Origin of the sequence: Pseudofrankia sp. DC12 (assembly GCF_000966285.1) — a bacterium.
Classification (GTDB): Bacteria; Actinomycetota; Actinomycetes; order Frankiales; family Frankiaceae; genus Pseudofrankia.
In genome coordinates, this window is sequence record NZ_KQ031391.1 from 6,849,243 (window position 1) to 6,864,878 (window position 15,636).

Sequence of the window (15,636 nt, forward strand, 5' to 3'; positions counted from 1 at the left end):
AGTCAGCCGACCAGCGGAGGCCGCGCGTGGCGGCTCATCAGCTCCCGGGCGAGCCGCCGGTAGCCGGCGGCGCCGACCGAGGTGGGCGCGTAGGTCGTGATGGGCTCGCCGGCGACCGTGGTCTCCGGGAAGCGGACCGTCCGGTTGATCACGGTGTGGAAGACCTCTTCGGGGAACCGCTCGACCACCCGGGCCAGCACCTCACGGGCGTGCAGGGTGCGGGCGTCGTACATGGTCGCGAGGATGCCGGCGAGGTCGAGGCGGGAGTTGAGCCGCTCGCGGACCTTGTCGATCGTCTGCAGGAGCAGGGCCACCCCGCGCAGCGCGAAGTACTCGCACTCCAGCGGGATGATCACCGCATGAGCGGCCGTCAGCGCGTTCACGGTGAGCAGGCCCAGCGACGGCTGGCAGTCGACGAGGATGACGTCGTACTCGTCGTGGACGGGTGTCAGCGCGCGGGCCAGGCTGTGCTCGCGGCCGACCTCGCTGACCAGCAGCACCTCACCGGCCGACAGGTCGATGTTGCTCGGCAGCAGGTCGAGGCCCTCGACCTGCGTCTCGATGATCACATCGTTGACGTGGGTGTCCCCGCCGCCGAGCAGCAGGTCGTGCACCGTCAGCTCGAACTGGTTCGGGTTGATGCCGAGGCCGACTGACAGCGCGCCCTGCGGGTCGAAATCGACCAGCAGCACCCGGCGGCCGTACTCGGCGAGCGCGGCGCCCAGGTTGATCGTGCTGGTCGTCTTTCCGACGCCGCCCTTCTGGTTGCACATGGCGAGAATCCAGGCGGGACCGTGCGACGGGAGCTGCTCGGGCACCGGGAACAACGGCATCGGCCGCCCGGTCGGCCCGACCTGGCCGACGTTCTCGTCGTCCTGCGCCATCTCCAGCCGGCCCTCAGCGGGGATCCGCGGCTTGTCGATGTTGACCTCGCCGAAGGGCACCCGAGAGGTGCCGCCCACCGAGGGCGCGTCGGAGAAACCAGCCACGACTGAACCTGCCATTCGTCTTTCCGGGTGGCACGGCCTGCGTTGGCACAGGCCGTGGGGGCAGCAGCAGACCCGGGGCGCGTCTGGAGCGTACCGACAAGATGGGCCGTAAGCGGCGATGGGTGGGGCCGACACGCCAAGGCGGGAAATCGAGGCCGGGCCCCCGTCCAGGGTCAGGAACAGGGCCGCGATTGGCTCAAAGCGTTCTTCCTGGTTACCCGTTGGCCGGGGCTGCGGAGCGACCGCCAAAATTGGGGCCGGGTGCGGTGGGTCACCAGGCGAGCGCGGTGGGGGGCTCAGGTGCGATCATGCGTGTCCAACGCGCCTGACGGGTGACCGTCGCCGTCGCACTGACCACGCGCCGGCCACCGCACGGCCGCGCCGGCCGAGGCCGAGAGGATCGCTCGTGAGCAGTCCGGTCATTCCACGGGTGGAGCGCGTGCTGACCCGCGGGGACTTCAGCCTGGACGGGCAGACCGTCAAGGTCGACAACAACGTGTGGCTGCTCGGCGACGACACCGAGGTGCTGGTCATCGACGCGGCGCACGACCCGGCGGTGATCGTCGCCGCGGTCGACGGCCGGCGGGTCAACGGGATCGTCGCGACGCACGGGCACAACGACCACATCAACGCCGCCGTCGAGCTCGCGGACCTCGTCGACGCGCCGATCGCCCTGCACCGGGCCGACCACCTGCTCTGGGAGTCGGTCTACCCGGCGCGGCGGCCGGACCGGGCCCTCGTCGACGGCGCGCCGATCCCCGTCCCGGGCGGGACGCTGCACGTGCTGCACACCCCGGGGCACTCCCCCGGCGGGATCTGCCTGTTCGGGCGGTTCGCCACCGGGCCGACGCTGTTCAGCGGCGACACACTGATGCGCGGCGGGCCAGGGGGCACCGGCTGGTCGTACTCGGACTTCCCGACGATCCTCATGTCGATCCGGGAGAAGCTCTTCGCCCTGCCCCCCGACACGATCGTGCATCCCGGCCACGGCGACGACACCTGGATCGGGCTGGAGGCCCACGACTACGACGCGTGGGTGGCGCGCGGGCACTGAACCCTCCGCCCCCGGGCCCGTTGGCCAAGGACGCTCAGGGCAGCTCAGGGGCCGACGGTGTAGTCGCCGATGTGGGTGATCAGGCTCGGGTCGCGGCTGATCGCGGCGATCTCGTCGGAACGACCGTTCTTGGTGAAGTGCTCCAGGCCGACCTGGACGAACAGCGCGCGGGCCCGCACGGCGACCGGCCCGTCCGACGCGTCCAGGTGCCCCTCCCCGCTGGCGTACAGCTTGCGGCCGGCCACCGCGTCGGCCCGGGAGCTCAGGTACAGGGTGGTACCTACGGGGACCGGCCGGCGGAAGTCGGTCTCCAGCCGAGCGGTGACGCAACTCATCCGGGTCAGGTGGCCGAGCATGCCGAGGATCTCGTCGAGCGCTGACGCCAGCAGCCCGCCGTGGGCGAGGCCGGGCGCGCCCTGGTGGTCCGCGGTGACCTCGAACGTCGCGGTGAGCTCGCAGCCCGTGCCGACGACGATCCGCATGTGCAGGCCGTGCGGCTGGGCTGGCCCGCAGCCGAAGCAGCTCGCGTAGTGCGATGGCAGGACGAAGCCGGGCGCCGGCGCGTCCGGGTGGCGGGTCGGCTCGACCGCGTCCGTCGGGATGTCGGTGCGATAGGCCGTCACTCGCCGGACCATATCCAAGCACCCGCCGCCGAGAGACGCTGCGCGGCCAACGTCTCACCCGCGCGAGGGCACGCGGGGCCGCTCAGCCCTCGAGCCGCCGCTTGGCCGCCCTCAGCCGCCGGCGCAGCGGGATCTGCGCGATCACGCCGACCAGGAGCCCGACGACCAGGCCGGCGCCGGAGGCGATGGTCAGCGCCGCGGCGACAGACATGTATTTGCGGCTGCCGAACAGCCAGATCGGGACCGTCTGGCCGTTCTTCGCGACGAACAGCGCGACCAGGATCGCCAGGATCAGGATGAGGACGGTGACCGCGTAGACGACCCAGCTGACCCCGCCGTGGTTGCGGCGCTGGCTGCCCGTCGGCTGGCCGGGCGGACCCACCTGCGTCGGCCCGCTCGGCGCGGTCGGCGGCGGGATCTGCCCCGGCGCCGGGTTGACGTATCCGTAGCTGCCGGCGGGCTGCCCTGGCGCGGTCATACCTGACCCACTCCCCTGCGACGTGGCACGTGTTGCCGTTCTCAGTCTAGATCTACAGCGCACCAGAAGACCCGCTCAGCGCGCCGCGTGCGTCGTCGGACAGTCTTCTCAGCCCGCCGGAGCAGCCGCGCGAGGGTGCCGACACGGGCCGGCCAGCCAGGCGACGAGACCCCCGGGCGCCGGGCGGGTGCGACGGACGGCACCGCAAGGCAGGCCCTTCGGCGGCGGGCCGACTCTTGGCTCAGGCGGACCGGCCGCACGTCCTACGACTCAGCTCCGGCCTGCGGATCTACCGGGAGTTCGGTGGCGAGGTCTACCGGCTGCGCGTGCTGCCCGCCGTGCTGTGGCACATCAACCGCCTGCTCAAGGTCATCGCGGCCGGGATCAACGAGCACGTGCCGTTCGAGGACCGCAGCCTGCCGTCGCCGGTCGTCGGCGACGGCAACAACGGCGCACAAGCGGTCGTCCTGTGGCTGTGTGTCGTGGCGTTCGCGGTCGTCGCCGGCCCCGTCCTCTACCAGCGGTGGCGGGCCACGCGGACCGGCTCGGCCCCGCAGACCGAACGCCCGTCGTTCGCCGTCGGCTACGGCGGCCTCTTCCTGGCGGTCTTCGTGATGCTGTGGGCGACAGCATTGCCCGCGTACGCCTCGGCCACCGGCGGCGTCACCACCAGCGGCACTCCCGTCGGAGCCTGCCCACGCGATCGGGTGCCTGCTGGTCGCGGCCGTCGTACTGGCCGGCGTCGCGACGGCCTCGCCGGTGCCCCTGGCTCGCCGGGCGGTACCCAGGCATCCGCATCGGGATCACCGCCGCGGTTCTGCCGGTACGCGACATCGACGGGCCGGTCCGGCAGGCCGCGGCCCTTGACCAGCTGGCCGAGGGCCGGTTCGTGCTCGCCGTCGCGGCCGGGTTCTGGGACGACGAGCTCGCCTACCGCGGGGGGGACGCCGGCCGAGCGCGGCAGACGCTTCCGGGAATGCCTCGACGAACTGCGCGCCGGCCTGCGCGGTGAGCTGCTGTCCCCGCAGCTGCTCACGCCGGGTGGCCCGCCGATCTGGCTGGCAGGCGCCGCGGCGACGATGCGGCTGGCAGCCCGGCTCGGGCTGCCCTGTCAGGCATCCCGGGCGCTGCCCGACGAACACGCGCCGCTGGCCGCACGGTGGCGCGATCTCGGCGGCGGACCACTCACCCACCGGATCTACGTCGAGGCCGGATCGGCCGTGCCGGACGGGGCCCAGGTCGAGCGCCACGTGCTCGCCGGCTCGGCTGAGCGAATCCTCGACGGTCTGACCCGCTACCGCGAGCTCGGCGTCGCGGACCTGTCGATGGTTCTCGGCCACGACGACGCCAGCGCCCGCCACACGCTCGACACCCTGCTCACCGATGTACTCCCTCGCCTCTGATCCGGGCTGACTAGATCGCCAGCACGATGGCGGCGCTGATACCGCCCAGGCAGAGAGCGAAGAGCATCTCGGGCAGTCCGCCGTCACGGCGCCGGAACAGGCGGTCGAGCGCGAGACGTCCGGCGCCGATCGCCGCCACGGTGAGCGCGACGACCGCGATGGTCAGTGGGTACTCGATGCCTCCGTTGGTGCCCCACAGCCCGTTCGAGGCGGTCACGACCATCGCGTTGATCATGACGCCGACGACGGCCGCGGCCGACAAGGGCGTGAGCAGGCCGGCAGCGAGGCCAAGGCCGCCGAGGAGTTCCGAGGCTCCGGCGAGCCCGGCGAACAGGTTGCCGGGAGGGTAGCCGAGGTGTGTGAAGCCTCTGCCGGTCGCGGCGAGGCCCTCTCCGCCGAACAGGCCGAACAGCTTCTGCGCGCCGTGCCCGGCGAGCAGCAGGCCGACGGTTGCCCGCAGGAGCAGCCGCCCGACATCGTCCGCGGACACAGCCACGCGCGACGGCGCGGGGCGAGAGGGAAGAAGCGGTGCGGGGTAGGGCGTCCGGTACGGCGCCGGGTGCCGCTCGGTGAGAAGTCTCATGTCGACCCCCATTCCATGACAGCAGGCAGTGACTCTATGGTCACGACAAGTCTGCCCGCTCGCCCGATTCACACCCGGGCTCACAGATCCCCACGCCCCCGATGACGATCGCCTCGCTGGGGACGCAGCCCGATGATGTCAGCGGCATCGAGCAGCACGGCGACCTGAAGGCCAACGAGGACGGCGGCGAAGGCGATCGCCATGCTCTCCAGCTGGATCTTGCGCTGATACTCGCCGGCTCGCCGGAAGACCCGTACCAGAACTCACACGACGGCGAGCGTGAAGGCGCGAGTCGAGCGGGCTGGTCCCGGCCTGCGCGGCGCCGCCGCCCCGTCCCAGGTGACGTGCAGGCGGGCGTTGATCGAGCCCGCCGAGGCCCGGCCACGCTGACCGCGTTCCGAGGCGCGACGTCGCGTGACCTCTGGGTATATGTAGATGTTTCAGGTCACTGCAACGGGACGCACGGACGAGAGCGGCTCGCGGCGCCTCCGCGCGACGGCACACCGGCACGAGCGCACCCACCCGACCAGGCCATGCGTACCGAGGCGATGTGGGACCGGGCCTCAGGCGGCTGGCCGTCTTCACGTGCCCGGAGGCGCCGCACCTCGTCGCCGAGCTGCCCAGGACGGCGACCGGCAAGGTCGCCAAGAAGGAGTCGCGCGCCCAGATGACCGCGACCACCAGTCTGATCACCCGAGCCTGGCAGCAGACCTTTGGGTATTTACTGACCAGCGATCTACGGTCACGCGATTCCGTCCAGAAAGACGCGCCCGGTTCGCGCCCTGGCTCCATCCCGGCGGCTACTCCCCCGGCGCGATCTCGTAGAACTGCGTCGCCCAGCGCCGATAGGCCATGTAGGGCTTGGCATCCTGGACGGCCATCACGGGGTGCTCGATGTAGTCCTGGTAGCGCCAGATCTCGAGGTCGTCGTCCAGAGTGGACAGGAACTCCTTCTCGAGACGCTCGAGCACGTCGGCGGGCGGAGTCTCGGCGGTGTCACCCGGAAGACGGGGCCACCAGATCGAGTAGAACATGTCCGAGCAGCCGTCCTCGACGGGCGTGGTCGCGAAGATGAGGCGGTAGTTGTCCGCGCCGTCGAACGCGCTGATCGCTCCGCCGAGGCCGAACAGGTAGCTGTGGATGCGCAGCGCCATCGCGTTCGGGTCGTCGCTCCGCCTGTCAGGCCAGCCCGTCTCGAACAGCCATCCGTGGTCGTCGGCCTGCCAGTCGAGCAGGACGGGCGTGACGGTGGCGTGGTGGACGTAGCGGAAGTGCATGCTGTCCGCGGCGTTCTCGCCCGGGATCTGCGGGTGCACCGGCTCCCGCTGCGACTTGCGGGACAGCGCCGGGTACGGCGGGTAGTAGGCGGCCGGGTCGGTCTCGTACTGCGGGTAGAGCCGGAAGATGTCAGGCATCTCCCAGCTGGGGGCCGCGCCGTCCGGCTGGTGCCAGAGGAACACGCAGCCGTACTGCTCGCGGACCGGATAGACCCGCAGCGCCGCGGCACGGTTGGGCCGGTCCTGGTACGGGATGTAGCGGTTGCGCCCGTCCGGTCCCCAGATCCAGCCGTGGAACGGGCACTCGACGCAGTCGCCGTTGACCTTGCCACCGTGGCCCAGGTGCGCGCCGAGGTGGCGGCAGTGGGCCTGCAGGACGTGGAGCGCGCCGTCGTCGCCCCGGTAGGCGACCAGGTCCTCGCCCAGGTAGCGCAGCGGGCGCGCCTGGCCGGTGGGGAACTCCTGGGACCAGCCGATCATGAACCAGCCGGTCGGCCTCCAGGTGAACGGAACCTTCATGCGACGACGTCCCCTCGTTGAAAGCTCTAGATTTATCTAGCATCCACGTGGAACGGACGGCAAGGGCGTTCACGGCCCGCCGTCGGCGGACAGGCGGTCGGTCACCTGGTCCGTGGCGAGCCCGCAAGCCCAGGACCAGCGCGAACCGACTCCCAGGACCGGGATCCGGCGGCGAATAATATATACATGTTGCGTCTCTCGGCGGGCCGTCAGCAGCGCCCGCCGCGCGGAACGAGCATGGGGAGCGCGGATGGATCTGTCGGTGGACGAGGCAGGGCGGGCGGCTGGGGAGCTGGCCGCGGCCGTGCTCGCCAGGCGTCCCGGCCTGGTGGCGGCGCGGGAGGCCGAGCCGTCGGGGCATGACCCGGCGCTCTGGGCCGAGCTGTGCGCGGCGGGGCTCGCGGGCCTGGCGGTCGCCGAGGAGCTCGACGGTGGCGGGACCGGGCTGCACGCGCCGGTCATGGCCGCGGTGGAGCTGGGCCGTGTGCTCGCGCCCGTGCCGTTCGCCGAGCACGTCGCGGCCGCGCGGCTGCTTGCCGCGGCCGCGCCCGAGCACCCCGACCTACCGGCCGTCGTGGCCGGCGAGCTGATCGCGACACTGGCGACGCGGGTGCGCGCCGGTGTAGGGGTGGCCGTGCCGGCGGGGGCGGTCGCGGGACTGGTCCTGGCGGTCGTCGACGGGCAGCTCGTCGCGAGCCGGTCCGCTCCTCCGCCCGACGCCACGCTCCCCAACCAGGGCGACCTCGCCGTCGCAGACCGCGACCTGCATGGCGCGCAGGTGCTCGGCGGCGACGCGGCGCCGGCCGCGTTTGCCCGGGCCCGATCGGAGTGGCTGGTCCTGATGGCCGGCTGGCTCGCCGGCCTCACCGACGGCGCGCTGCGGCTCGCGGTCCGGTGGGTGAAGGATCGCGTCCAGTTCGGCGTGCCGATCGGGTCGTTCCAGGGCGTACAGCATGGCCTCGCCGACCTGCCGGGGCTGGTGGACGCGGCGGCGCTGCTCGCCCGGGAGGCGGCCTGGAGCCTCGACACCGGACACGCGTCGGTCACCGGTGCCGACGGCCCCCAGCTCGCGGCGATGGCCGCCCTGTTCGCGACGGACGCAGCCCGGCAGGCCTCCGAACGCGCCGTCCAGTACCACGGAGGCCTTGGCGTCGCCGTCGAGCACGACGCGCAGCTGTTCTTCCGCCGGGCGCGCGCCTACCCGGCCCTGGCCGGAGCACCGCGCGGCCTCGCCCGGGAGCTTGGCCGCGACCTTGTCGACGGACCGGCCGACGGCACCGACTCCGCTGGGCGGGCGCCCGGGGTGGTCGGGACGGTGGCCCCGGCCGGCCCGCGGGACTCCGACGGCACGTCCTTCGCGTACAACCAGCCTCTCGCCGCGTTCGCCGCCGAGGTCCGCGGCTTCGTCCGCTCCTGGCTGACGGACGAGATCCGCCACGAGGCACGCCGGACCGGCACCGTGCATGTGCCCGCGCTGCACCGGGCGTTGGCGCGCCGGGGCTGGCTCGCCGCCGCGCAGCCCGGCGGCCGGGCCGCCCGCGACCCCTACGAACTTGCCGTCCTGTTCCGCGAGCTGGAACTGGCCGACGCCCCGTACCACGGGATCGGCACAACAATGATCGTCGCCGGCGTCCTAGACCAGATCGGAGGCTCGGCGCTGCGCGCGGGTGTGCTGCCGGCGCTGCTGGCGGGTGAGGCCACGGCGGTACTCGGCTACTCCGAGCCGGGCTCGGGCTCCGACGTGGCCGCGGCGCGCACCCGGGCCGTGCCCGTCGACGAGGCGCACTCCGCCTGGCGGATCAACGGCCAGAAGATGTGGACCACCCTCGCGCACACCGCCGCCCACTGCCTGCTGCTCACGCGGACGAACCCTGACGTGCCCAAGCACCGCGGCCTGACGATGTTCCTGGTGCCCATGGACACCCCGGGCATCTCCATCCAGCCCATCCACACGATCGCCGACGAGCGGACCAATATCGTCTTCTACGACGACGTGATCGTTCCGGACTCCTGCCGGCTCGGCGAGGTGGACGGAGGCTGGCAGGTCATGGCCATCGGGCTGAGCCTGGAGCGCGGGGTCATGGGGAGCACCGCGATGCTCGAACCGCTGCTCGGCGCCGTGACGGCGTGGGCCCGGGTTCCAGCGCCCGCGGACGGCTGGCTCGGCGGGCAACGCCCGGCCGACGACCCTGCCGTGCTGACGGCGATCGCCCGAGCCAGGTCTGACGCGGAGGCCGCCTTTCTGCTCACCGCGCTGACCGCCTGGCTCAGCGTCGCCGGAAAGTCGCCCGCGGTCGCGGGCACCATCGCGAAACTGTTCGCCTCGACCGCCTACCAGCGGGCCAGCCGTGAGCTCCAGGACGCGGCGGGTCTCGGCGGCATCCTGCCCGGCCGCGCCGGGGGCGCCGCGGCGCCGGCCGCCGGCGGCGAGATCGAACGCGCCGCGCGCCATTCCTGCGTCGTCACGATCCAGGGCGGCACCACCGAGATCGCCCGCAACCTCGTCGCCGAACAACGACTCGGCCTGCCCAAGACCCGCCAGGGAACTCGCTCCAGCTGATCGGGCGGGGCGCCGCGGTGATCACCGCCGCGGCGCCGACAGGCTTGCTCCGTCACCGCGGGCCTCGGCGTCTGCGCCCGCCCGTCAGCACCCTGGCGGGCGACCTCGCCTCTCCTGACTCGTGCGTCTGGTCAGCGGGCGCGCGCGCTGAACATCGCGGCGCTGTGGGCCGGTCGCGACCTGGGTCGTTCCGCGGTCGACGGGCCGGCCTCGTGATCTGCTGAGCTGACGCGCGCCGTGGTCGCGAGAGATCGAGCGGCCGTGCCTCGCCCGGCACGGTGGCCGCGGCCGCCGGCGGGGCGGCCCCCACGCCGTCTGCCCGTCCGAGGTGCCGGCTCGCTGCCGCGGCCTGCGCCGGCTGGCACTCGCCGGGCTGGGCTGGTTCTGGTCTCCGGCTCGATCGCGACCGCGGGGCTGGTGAGCGACCGAGCGCCGGGAGCGAGCGTGGAGAGTATCGGGTGGTCGGCAGTCGCGACCCGCGTGGTCGTCGGCCGGATGCCGGCGGCGCGGGCCAGTAGCGTGACCTCACGGATCTGATCCGTGGTCGCCAGGGTGATGACGGTGCCACTGTTGCCGGCGCGCGCGGTGCGTCCGGAACGGTGCAGGTATGCCTTGTGGTCGGCCGGTGGGTCGGCGTGGATCACGAGGGCGACGTCGTCGACGTGGATGCCGCGGGCGGCGATGTCGGTGGCGACCAGCGCCGAGGCCCGGCCTTCGCGGAAGTCGTCGAGGTTGCGGGTACGGGCGTTCTGGCTGAGGTTGCCGTGCAGCTCGACCGTGGGCACGCCGGCGCGGTTGAGGTGGCGGGCCAGAGCCTTGGCCCCGTGCTTCGTGCGGGTGAACACGACCGTGCGTCCCGGCGCGCTGGACAGATCGACGAGCACGGGGAGCCGGCTGTCCCGTTCGACGTGCAGCAGATGGTGCGCCATGGTGCCCACCGGGGACTGGGTGGAGTCGGCCTCATGCACGGCCGGATTGCGCAGGTACTGGCGCACCAGGGTGTCGATCGCCCGGTCCAGGGTGGCCGAGAACAGCATCCGCTGCCCGCCGGCCGGGGTCTGGCCGATCAGCCGGCGTACGGCCGGAAGGAACCCCAGGTCGGCCATGTGGTCGGCCTCGTCCAGCACGGTGATCTTCACCTGGGCCAGCGAGCAGTGCCCCTGCGCGAGGAGGTCCTCGAGCCGGCCCGGACAGGCCACGACGATGTCGGCGCCCCGCCGGATCGCGGCCACCTGCGGGTTCTGGCCCACGCCACCGAACACGGTGCACGAGGTGAGGCCGGCCGCGGCGGCGAGCGGCCGCAGAGCGGTGTCGATCTGCGCGGCGAGCTCGCGGGTGGGCGCCAGGATCAGCGCGCGCGGAGCCCCGGCGCGGGCCCGGGGCCCGCCCGACAGCCGTGCGACCACGGGCAGGAGGAACGCGAATGTCTTGCCGGATCCCGTGCGGCCGCGGCCGAGGATGTCACGCCCAGCGAGGGCGTCCGGCAGCGTCGCCCGCTGGATGGGGGTGGGCGTCTCGATGGCGAGACGGGTGAGAACGGCGGTCAGGCGCGCAGGCACGCCAAGATCGGTGAACGAAGACAAGAAAAATCGCTATCTGTGCGATGTCCCGCCGACAACCGGGGATCCGAGGATCTCGACCAGTTACACGCGGAGCGAAGGCCCGATGCTGAGAAACGGGTGTTGACAGGCCTGCGCTACGACGCGCGGACAACTCGCGGCAGGAGCTCGACGAGCTGATTACCGCCAGCATAGCCGGTCCGAGCGCGCAACGGTGCCAACCGGGTCGCCCGCAGGTTGCGGCGATACCGGCCCAAGCTGTCCGTCTAGTCGGAGGCCGCCACGGTTTGGCGTCATCTGACTGCGGTATGCCACCTTGAGGGTGAGACCATGTCCGGACTTCGTCGCGCTGTGATTTCCTTGTTGTCCCTGCGAATCTTGCGGCGGACGCGCGCTGCGGCCTTGGGTGTCTGGCCGGCGGCGCGGGCGGCGTCGTCCCAGCTCTCGGGTCCGGTCCCGTCGACGTAGGCGAGCACGACGGCCCACTCGGCGAGCTTGAGTCTCTCCCGTGCGCGGTGGAGCCGCAGGTCCTTGAACTCCCAGGGCAACGCGTCTTTCTGATCTTCGGCGTCATCGTCGTCGGGTGGTGGGGCTTGCTCAGAGGCGGCGAGGCGCCGTCAGCGGATCAGCCAGCGTGGCCAGTGCGCGGGGGGTCGAGTGCAGCCAAGAGGCGTTCGCCGAAGACCGGCGTCCCGTGTGTGCGCAGGTAGCCGGCGATGTCGTAGGCCGTCAGCGCGGGGCCTGACCTTCCCGTCCTGGCAGCGATGGCACGGACAGCGGTCACGACCTGGTCGGGGTGAAGATCGAGCTCGTCGAGGAGGAAGCCGTCCAGGGACTGACGGGTCAGTGGCGCGGTAGCGCGCTGAGCGGGAAGTCGGCGAGGTTGTCGGTGACGATCACGTCGGCGCGGCCAGCACGGGCGGCGGCGACCACATGCCGGTCATCGGGGTCGGGCAGTCCGACGGTGGGCACAAGCGGCTCCCAGCCCGTCACGACCGCGTCCGGGAAGGCGGTCTGCATCTGCCGGAAGAGACGAGTCAGGCAGGCCTCGGTCTCTTGCGGAGAGGTTCCTCGCTTACCTAGCAGCGTGCGCAGTGTCCGGTCGAGCTCACCGAGGACCTCCGTGGGCCACGGTGGCCGGTATGCACCGGTACTGGCGATCTCAAGTAGCACGTCACGTGCCCCGCTGGGCACGAGGACGCAGGTGTCGAGCGGCGCGCTGAACACCTGCGGTCAGCCTTGGGTCTTCGTACGCGCGGCCTTGAGAGCCGTGCGTGCCTCGTCCGGGTCGACGTCATAGAGGCCGAGACGTTCGGTGTCGGTAACCATGTCCGCGAAGGCGAGCTCCGCGGCGTTGCGCTGGCGGCGGCGGTACCCGAGGAGGTCATCGAGGCGGACTCTACGGTGGCGACTGGGTTTCTCGAGCGGGATGACTCCGGTCTCCAGCAGCCGGACCAGGGTGGTGCGCGAGATGCGCAGCAGGTCCGCGGCTTCCTGGGTGGACAGCAGCAGATGGTGCGGCGCGACCGTGACGGCGAGGCCGGCCTGCATCGCCGGCACCGGCAAGACCTACCTTGCGCAGGAGCTGGCCCGATATGCCGCCGAGGAGACGAACGGCGAGCACCGCTTGGTGCAACGCGATCCGCGCACCCACCTACCAGCCGACCCGGGACAGCGTCGTCCGCGGCGTACCCGGCCCGCGGCACCGCTACGGACGGCTGCTGCACGCCGACAATCCCGCACGCCGCTGGCACCACGGCCCAGTCCAGGTCGTCACCGCCGCCCGAGCCGCCCCGCCCCAACCCGTGCTCGCGCGGGGCCCGGACAACGACGAGGGCACCCGACTCGCCGTGGACCGCACACTCGGAACCATGATCGAAGAAGAATCAGGCCCAGAACAGGCCACGATCTAGATCACGATCTAGATCACGAAGGCGAAGTGCCTGTGCCACAGGCGTTTGGGGGACGAGTCGGCCTGTAAGCCGGATTCAGAGACCTTGGTTCCCTGACCAGCACGAACGAGACGATCAGCTGGTCTACCAGGAACTTTGCCTTTCGAGATCTCGCTCTGTCTGTCGTCGTTTCGCTACCTCAAACAGGCCCAGAACAGGCCAGAGATCGACTTTGGAAGCGCCATCACCCGGCCCGGGGCATCCCCTCGGGCCCGAAGGAGTGCCTGTCCCAGCCAGCATGGCCACTACTGAACGCCACGCCCGGCGTGGCCTGGATTCAGAGAGCCGGAGTCAAGCTTCCTGAATAGGCCACGCCGGGGGGACGCCATGGCGAGCCGCCAAGGCGCGACAAGTACGGAACTCAAGCAAGTCAGCCTTTGACGCTGCCGCTCCCCTCGCAGGCAGCTCGGCCGTTTCGATCGAACCCGGCTCCGCGTCATCGACGATCACGGCTCGCAGCGACCCCGCCGTCAACGTCGTGGACAACAGCGACTTCGTGAACGCGCCTGCTTCCCGGGACCGTTCGAGGATCTCCGCGTCGCGCGGGGCCGGCCCCCGAACTGTCAGAGAACCTGCCTACAGAAACCGCCTTGAGGCGGATCCGCTTGAGGGACCAAACCCCAGGGCCAAGGGAAGATCACTCCAGGTAGCGAACTATCGCTCTGAGTAATCGTCACGATCAAGCTCTCGGTCCAGGTTTCGACGGGTCTCGCGGGTGCAGTTCCTTCCGGCCGGAATCTCGCCGCCCGCGCTTCCGAGCTATCGGAAATGACGCCATCGGCAGCTACGAATGCCTACCCGAAAATCCGCCGCTGTGCGCCCAGTCGCCATGGCCGTTGAATTGACGAAAACAAGAGCCGCCGTTGCGAAACGACGGCCTCCTGATCGGGACAATGAGAGTGCGAACAAACAATCCCCCGAGACAGAAGGCCGCCAAGTGTCATCATGCCAGACCGGCGCCGCTTTGTCGAGCGGCCTTGACAACGCCGGCAAAGAAAAAATCGGTCGACTTCTTGCCATGCTGCGTCTTGTGAAGGATTTCCGCGACGCCCGGGGCCGGGTTTACGACCTCGAGTTCGTGCTTGCCACGGCGACCGTCGCGACGCTCGCTGGCGCCACGTGTTACCGCGAGATCGGAAGCGAGGCGGCCGACCTCTCCCAAGGGCTCCTCGCCGCACTCGGCGCGCCCTACGGCTATTTTCGGGGCTGCTACACCGTTCCCTGCGAATCCACCATCCGCGAGACCCTCAAAGGAGTCAACTCGCATGTGCTGGACCTGGTCGTCGGCACCTGGCTGCACGAACAAGCGACCCGCGATCACAACGGCGATCTGGTGATCGCCCTGGACGGTAAGGTCTTGCGCGGCGCTTGGAGCACGGAGAACCAGCAGTTCACGCTGTTCTCTGCCATGACTCACAACCAGGGGGTCGTCATCGCCCAGACCAAGGTCCCCGCGGATACCAACGAGATCACCCAGGTCGCGAACCTACTCAAAAACATCAAACACGAGCGCGGCCGAACCGTCATCACCGCAGACGCCGCGCACACGCAGGTCAAAACCGCGATCCTACTCTGGAAAAAACGAATCGACTACGTGTTCACTGTCAAGGGGAACCAGACGAAGCTCTTCCAGCAAATCTTCGATCGCCTCCTGCCGGTTATTCAGAAAACACCGGGGCATGAGGTCGAGGAATGCTCCCGCGGAAGTATCAAGCGCTGGACGACTTGGACGCGACCCGTGGATGACATCCGTTTCCCACGGGCCCGAACAATAGCCGTCATCTGCCGCGAAGAATTCGATCTCACCGGCGCCCGTCTCAGCAAGGAATACGCCTTCATTGTCACCAGCCTGCGCGGTGAGCGCGCCGCTCCGGACGCTATCAACACCCACGTCCGAATGCACTGGGGCATAGAGAACCGTGTCCATTACGTCCGCGACACCACCTGGCGGGAAGATGCCTGCCAAGCCCACCAAGAAAACGGCCCGCACAATCTCGCGATCATCCGCAATCTCGCGCTCGGCCTACTACGCCTCCACGGCGTCACCAAGATCAAGGAAACTGTGCAGGAGATTGGCCGCGACCGTAATAGAGCCGTCCAGTACCTCGCTACCTAGCGTAGCCGATCAACACGCAGTGCGATCTTCGCGAGGCCCTGGACCAAACCCGGACGTCGAAGGTCGTCCTCCGTTCGTCGTCGGAGGGGACCAGGCCACCGACTGGGGGCTCGGCTCATCAGCGGAGACGCCGGGGGTCAGACCGTCGAGCCAGACGTTCAGATCGTCGCGCGAGACCCGGATCTGACCTTTCAGCAGCGTGATGGGCCTCGGCCAGCGCCCGCGGCCTGCCAGTCACGCCACGTCGGTCGATTCCGACGACGCCGCCGGCATGGTCTGGGATGACAACGGCACCCGCCACTGGCCATCGCGCCTATCGACGGGCTATCACTACTCTCTATCCACACTGCAAAGCGTGTTCTCTGCAGCAAGGTGGAGTGGTTAATGGCATCCTGACTAGAGTTTCGCAGTTTTCTTGATCAGGATCTGCGGCTGGTAATGGCTGGATGATTGGCCTGATCGTTTTCGGGTGGATGATTCCCGGGTGCCTGCCGGTGGTATCGCGGCGCGTGGCGGGGGGGTG

16 protein-coding genes are annotated in these 15,636 nt (G+C 70.4%); 5 read left to right on the plus strand and 11 right to left on the minus strand.

The window, feature by feature from the left end; translation table 11 throughout:
* Positions 1 to 2: 2 nt before the first annotated feature.
* On the minus strand, positions 3 to 989 hold the full coding sequence (locus FRADC12_RS27785) for a ParA family protein (RefSeq protein WP_157489088.1): 987 nt from the start codon (positions 987 to 989) through the stop codon (positions 3 to 5).
* A gap of 406 nt (positions 990 to 1,395) precedes the next feature.
* Here FRADC12_RS27785 and FRADC12_RS27790 point away from each other — a divergent pair, with 406 nt between their 5' ends.
* Positions 1,396 to 2,043 carry an MBL fold metallo-hydrolase gene (locus FRADC12_RS27790; RefSeq protein ID WP_045878820.1) on the plus strand — a complete coding sequence of 216 codons (648 nt, stop codon included), beginning with the start codon at positions 1,396 to 1,398 and terminating at the stop codon, positions 2,041 to 2,043.
* A 44-nt stretch (positions 2,044 to 2,087) separates the two neighbouring features.
* Here FRADC12_RS27790 and FRADC12_RS27795 read toward each other — a convergent pair whose 3' ends face one another.
* Positions 2,088 to 2,666: a PaaI family thioesterase gene (locus FRADC12_RS27795; RefSeq protein ID WP_232304087.1), complete on the minus strand. Its 579-nt coding sequence runs from the start codon at positions 2,664 to 2,666 to the stop codon at positions 2,088 to 2,090.
* Between the two features lie 82 nt (positions 2,667 to 2,748).
* Complete coding sequence (locus FRADC12_RS27800; protein ID WP_045878822.1) at positions 2,749 to 3,144, minus strand: lipopolysaccharide assembly protein LapA domain-containing protein; 396 nt, start codon at positions 3,142 to 3,144, stop codon at positions 2,749 to 2,751.
* A 236-nt stretch (positions 3,145 to 3,380) separates the two neighbouring features.
* On the opposite strand from FRADC12_RS27800, the gene FRADC12_RS33700 reads away from it, so the two are divergent.
* On the plus strand, positions 3,381 to 4,547 hold the full coding sequence (locus tag FRADC12_RS33700; protein ID WP_045878823.1) for a hypothetical protein: 1,167 nt from the start codon (positions 3,381 to 3,383) through the stop codon (positions 4,545 to 4,547).
* Between the two features lie 10 nt (positions 4,548 to 4,557).
* On the opposite strand, the gene FRADC12_RS27810 is transcribed toward FRADC12_RS33700, so the two are convergent.
* From FRADC12_RS27810 to FRADC12_RS27820, 3 genes are all read right to left on the minus strand, one after another.
* A complete protein-coding gene (locus FRADC12_RS27810; protein WP_045880356.1) occupies positions 4,558 to 5,130 on the minus strand; it encodes a DoxX family protein in 573 nt (190 codons plus the stop codon).
* Positions 5,131 to 5,210: 80 nt separating this feature from the next.
* Positions 5,211 to 5,333, minus strand: coding sequence for a hypothetical protein (locus FRADC12_RS33965; protein ID WP_255355232.1), 123 nt, complete (start codon positions 5,331 to 5,333; stop codon positions 5,211 to 5,213).
* 597 nt (positions 5,334 to 5,930) lie between these two features.
* Positions 5,931 to 6,926, minus strand: a complete 996-nt coding sequence (locus FRADC12_RS27820) for an aromatic ring-hydroxylating oxygenase subunit alpha (RefSeq protein WP_045878824.1) — start codon at positions 6,924 to 6,926, stop codon at positions 5,931 to 5,933.
* A gap of 250 nt (positions 6,927 to 7,176) precedes the next feature.
* On the opposite strand from FRADC12_RS27820, the gene FRADC12_RS27825 reads away from it, so the two are divergent.
* The gene (locus FRADC12_RS27825; RefSeq protein ID WP_045878825.1) at positions 7,177 to 9,486 is read left to right on the plus strand and encodes an acyl-CoA dehydrogenase family protein; all 2,310 of its coding nucleotides are present in this window, start codon (positions 7,177 to 7,179) and stop codon (positions 9,484 to 9,486) included.
* Between the two features lie 131 nt (positions 9,487 to 9,617).
* On the opposite strand, the gene FRADC12_RS27830 is transcribed toward FRADC12_RS27825, so the two are convergent.
* The 5 genes from FRADC12_RS27830 to FRADC12_RS27840 all read right to left on the minus strand — a co-directional run bounded on the left by FRADC12_RS27830 (position 9,618) and on the right by FRADC12_RS27840 (position 12,596).
* Entirely contained in the window at positions 9,618 to 11,045 is a 1,428-nt protein-coding gene (locus FRADC12_RS27830; protein WP_084011236.1) for a DEAD/DEAH box helicase, read from the minus strand.
* A gap of 293 nt (positions 11,046 to 11,338) precedes the next feature.
* Positions 11,339 to 11,593 (minus strand): hypothetical protein, encoded by a 255-nt coding sequence (locus FRADC12_RS31880; protein WP_157489089.1) that lies wholly within the window; start codon positions 11,591 to 11,593, stop codon positions 11,339 to 11,341.
* Between the two features lie 77 nt (positions 11,594 to 11,670).
* Positions 11,671 to 11,892, minus strand: coding sequence for a VapC50 family PIN domain-containing toxin (locus FRADC12_RS35295; protein WP_502685326.1), 222 nt, complete (start codon positions 11,890 to 11,892; stop codon positions 11,671 to 11,673).
* Complete coding sequence (locus FRADC12_RS27835; protein WP_052711229.1) at positions 11,889 to 12,272, minus strand: PIN domain-containing protein; 384 nt, start codon at positions 12,270 to 12,272, stop codon at positions 11,889 to 11,891. The genes FRADC12_RS35295 and FRADC12_RS27835 overlap by 4 nt, the downstream gene beginning before the upstream one ends.
* Positions 12,273 to 12,278: 6 nt before the next feature.
* The gene (locus FRADC12_RS27840; protein WP_084011440.1) at positions 12,279 to 12,596 is read right to left on the minus strand and encodes a helix-turn-helix domain-containing protein; all 318 of its coding nucleotides are present in this window, start codon (positions 12,594 to 12,596) and stop codon (positions 12,279 to 12,281) included.
* 44 nt (positions 12,597 to 12,640) lie between these two features.
* Between FRADC12_RS27840 and FRADC12_RS27845 the strand changes: the two genes are divergently transcribed.
* Complete coding sequence (locus FRADC12_RS27845) at positions 12,641 to 12,958, plus strand: hypothetical protein (RefSeq protein ID WP_045878827.1); 318 nt, start codon at positions 12,641 to 12,643, stop codon at positions 12,956 to 12,958.
* 976 nt (positions 12,959 to 13,934) lie between these two features.
* Positions 13,935 to 15,113 carry an ISAs1 family transposase gene (locus FRADC12_RS27850; RefSeq protein ID WP_045878828.1) on the plus strand — a complete coding sequence of 393 codons (1,179 nt, stop codon included), beginning with the start codon at positions 13,935 to 13,937 and terminating at the stop codon, positions 15,111 to 15,113.
* Positions 15,114 to 15,636: the final 523 nt, after the last annotated feature.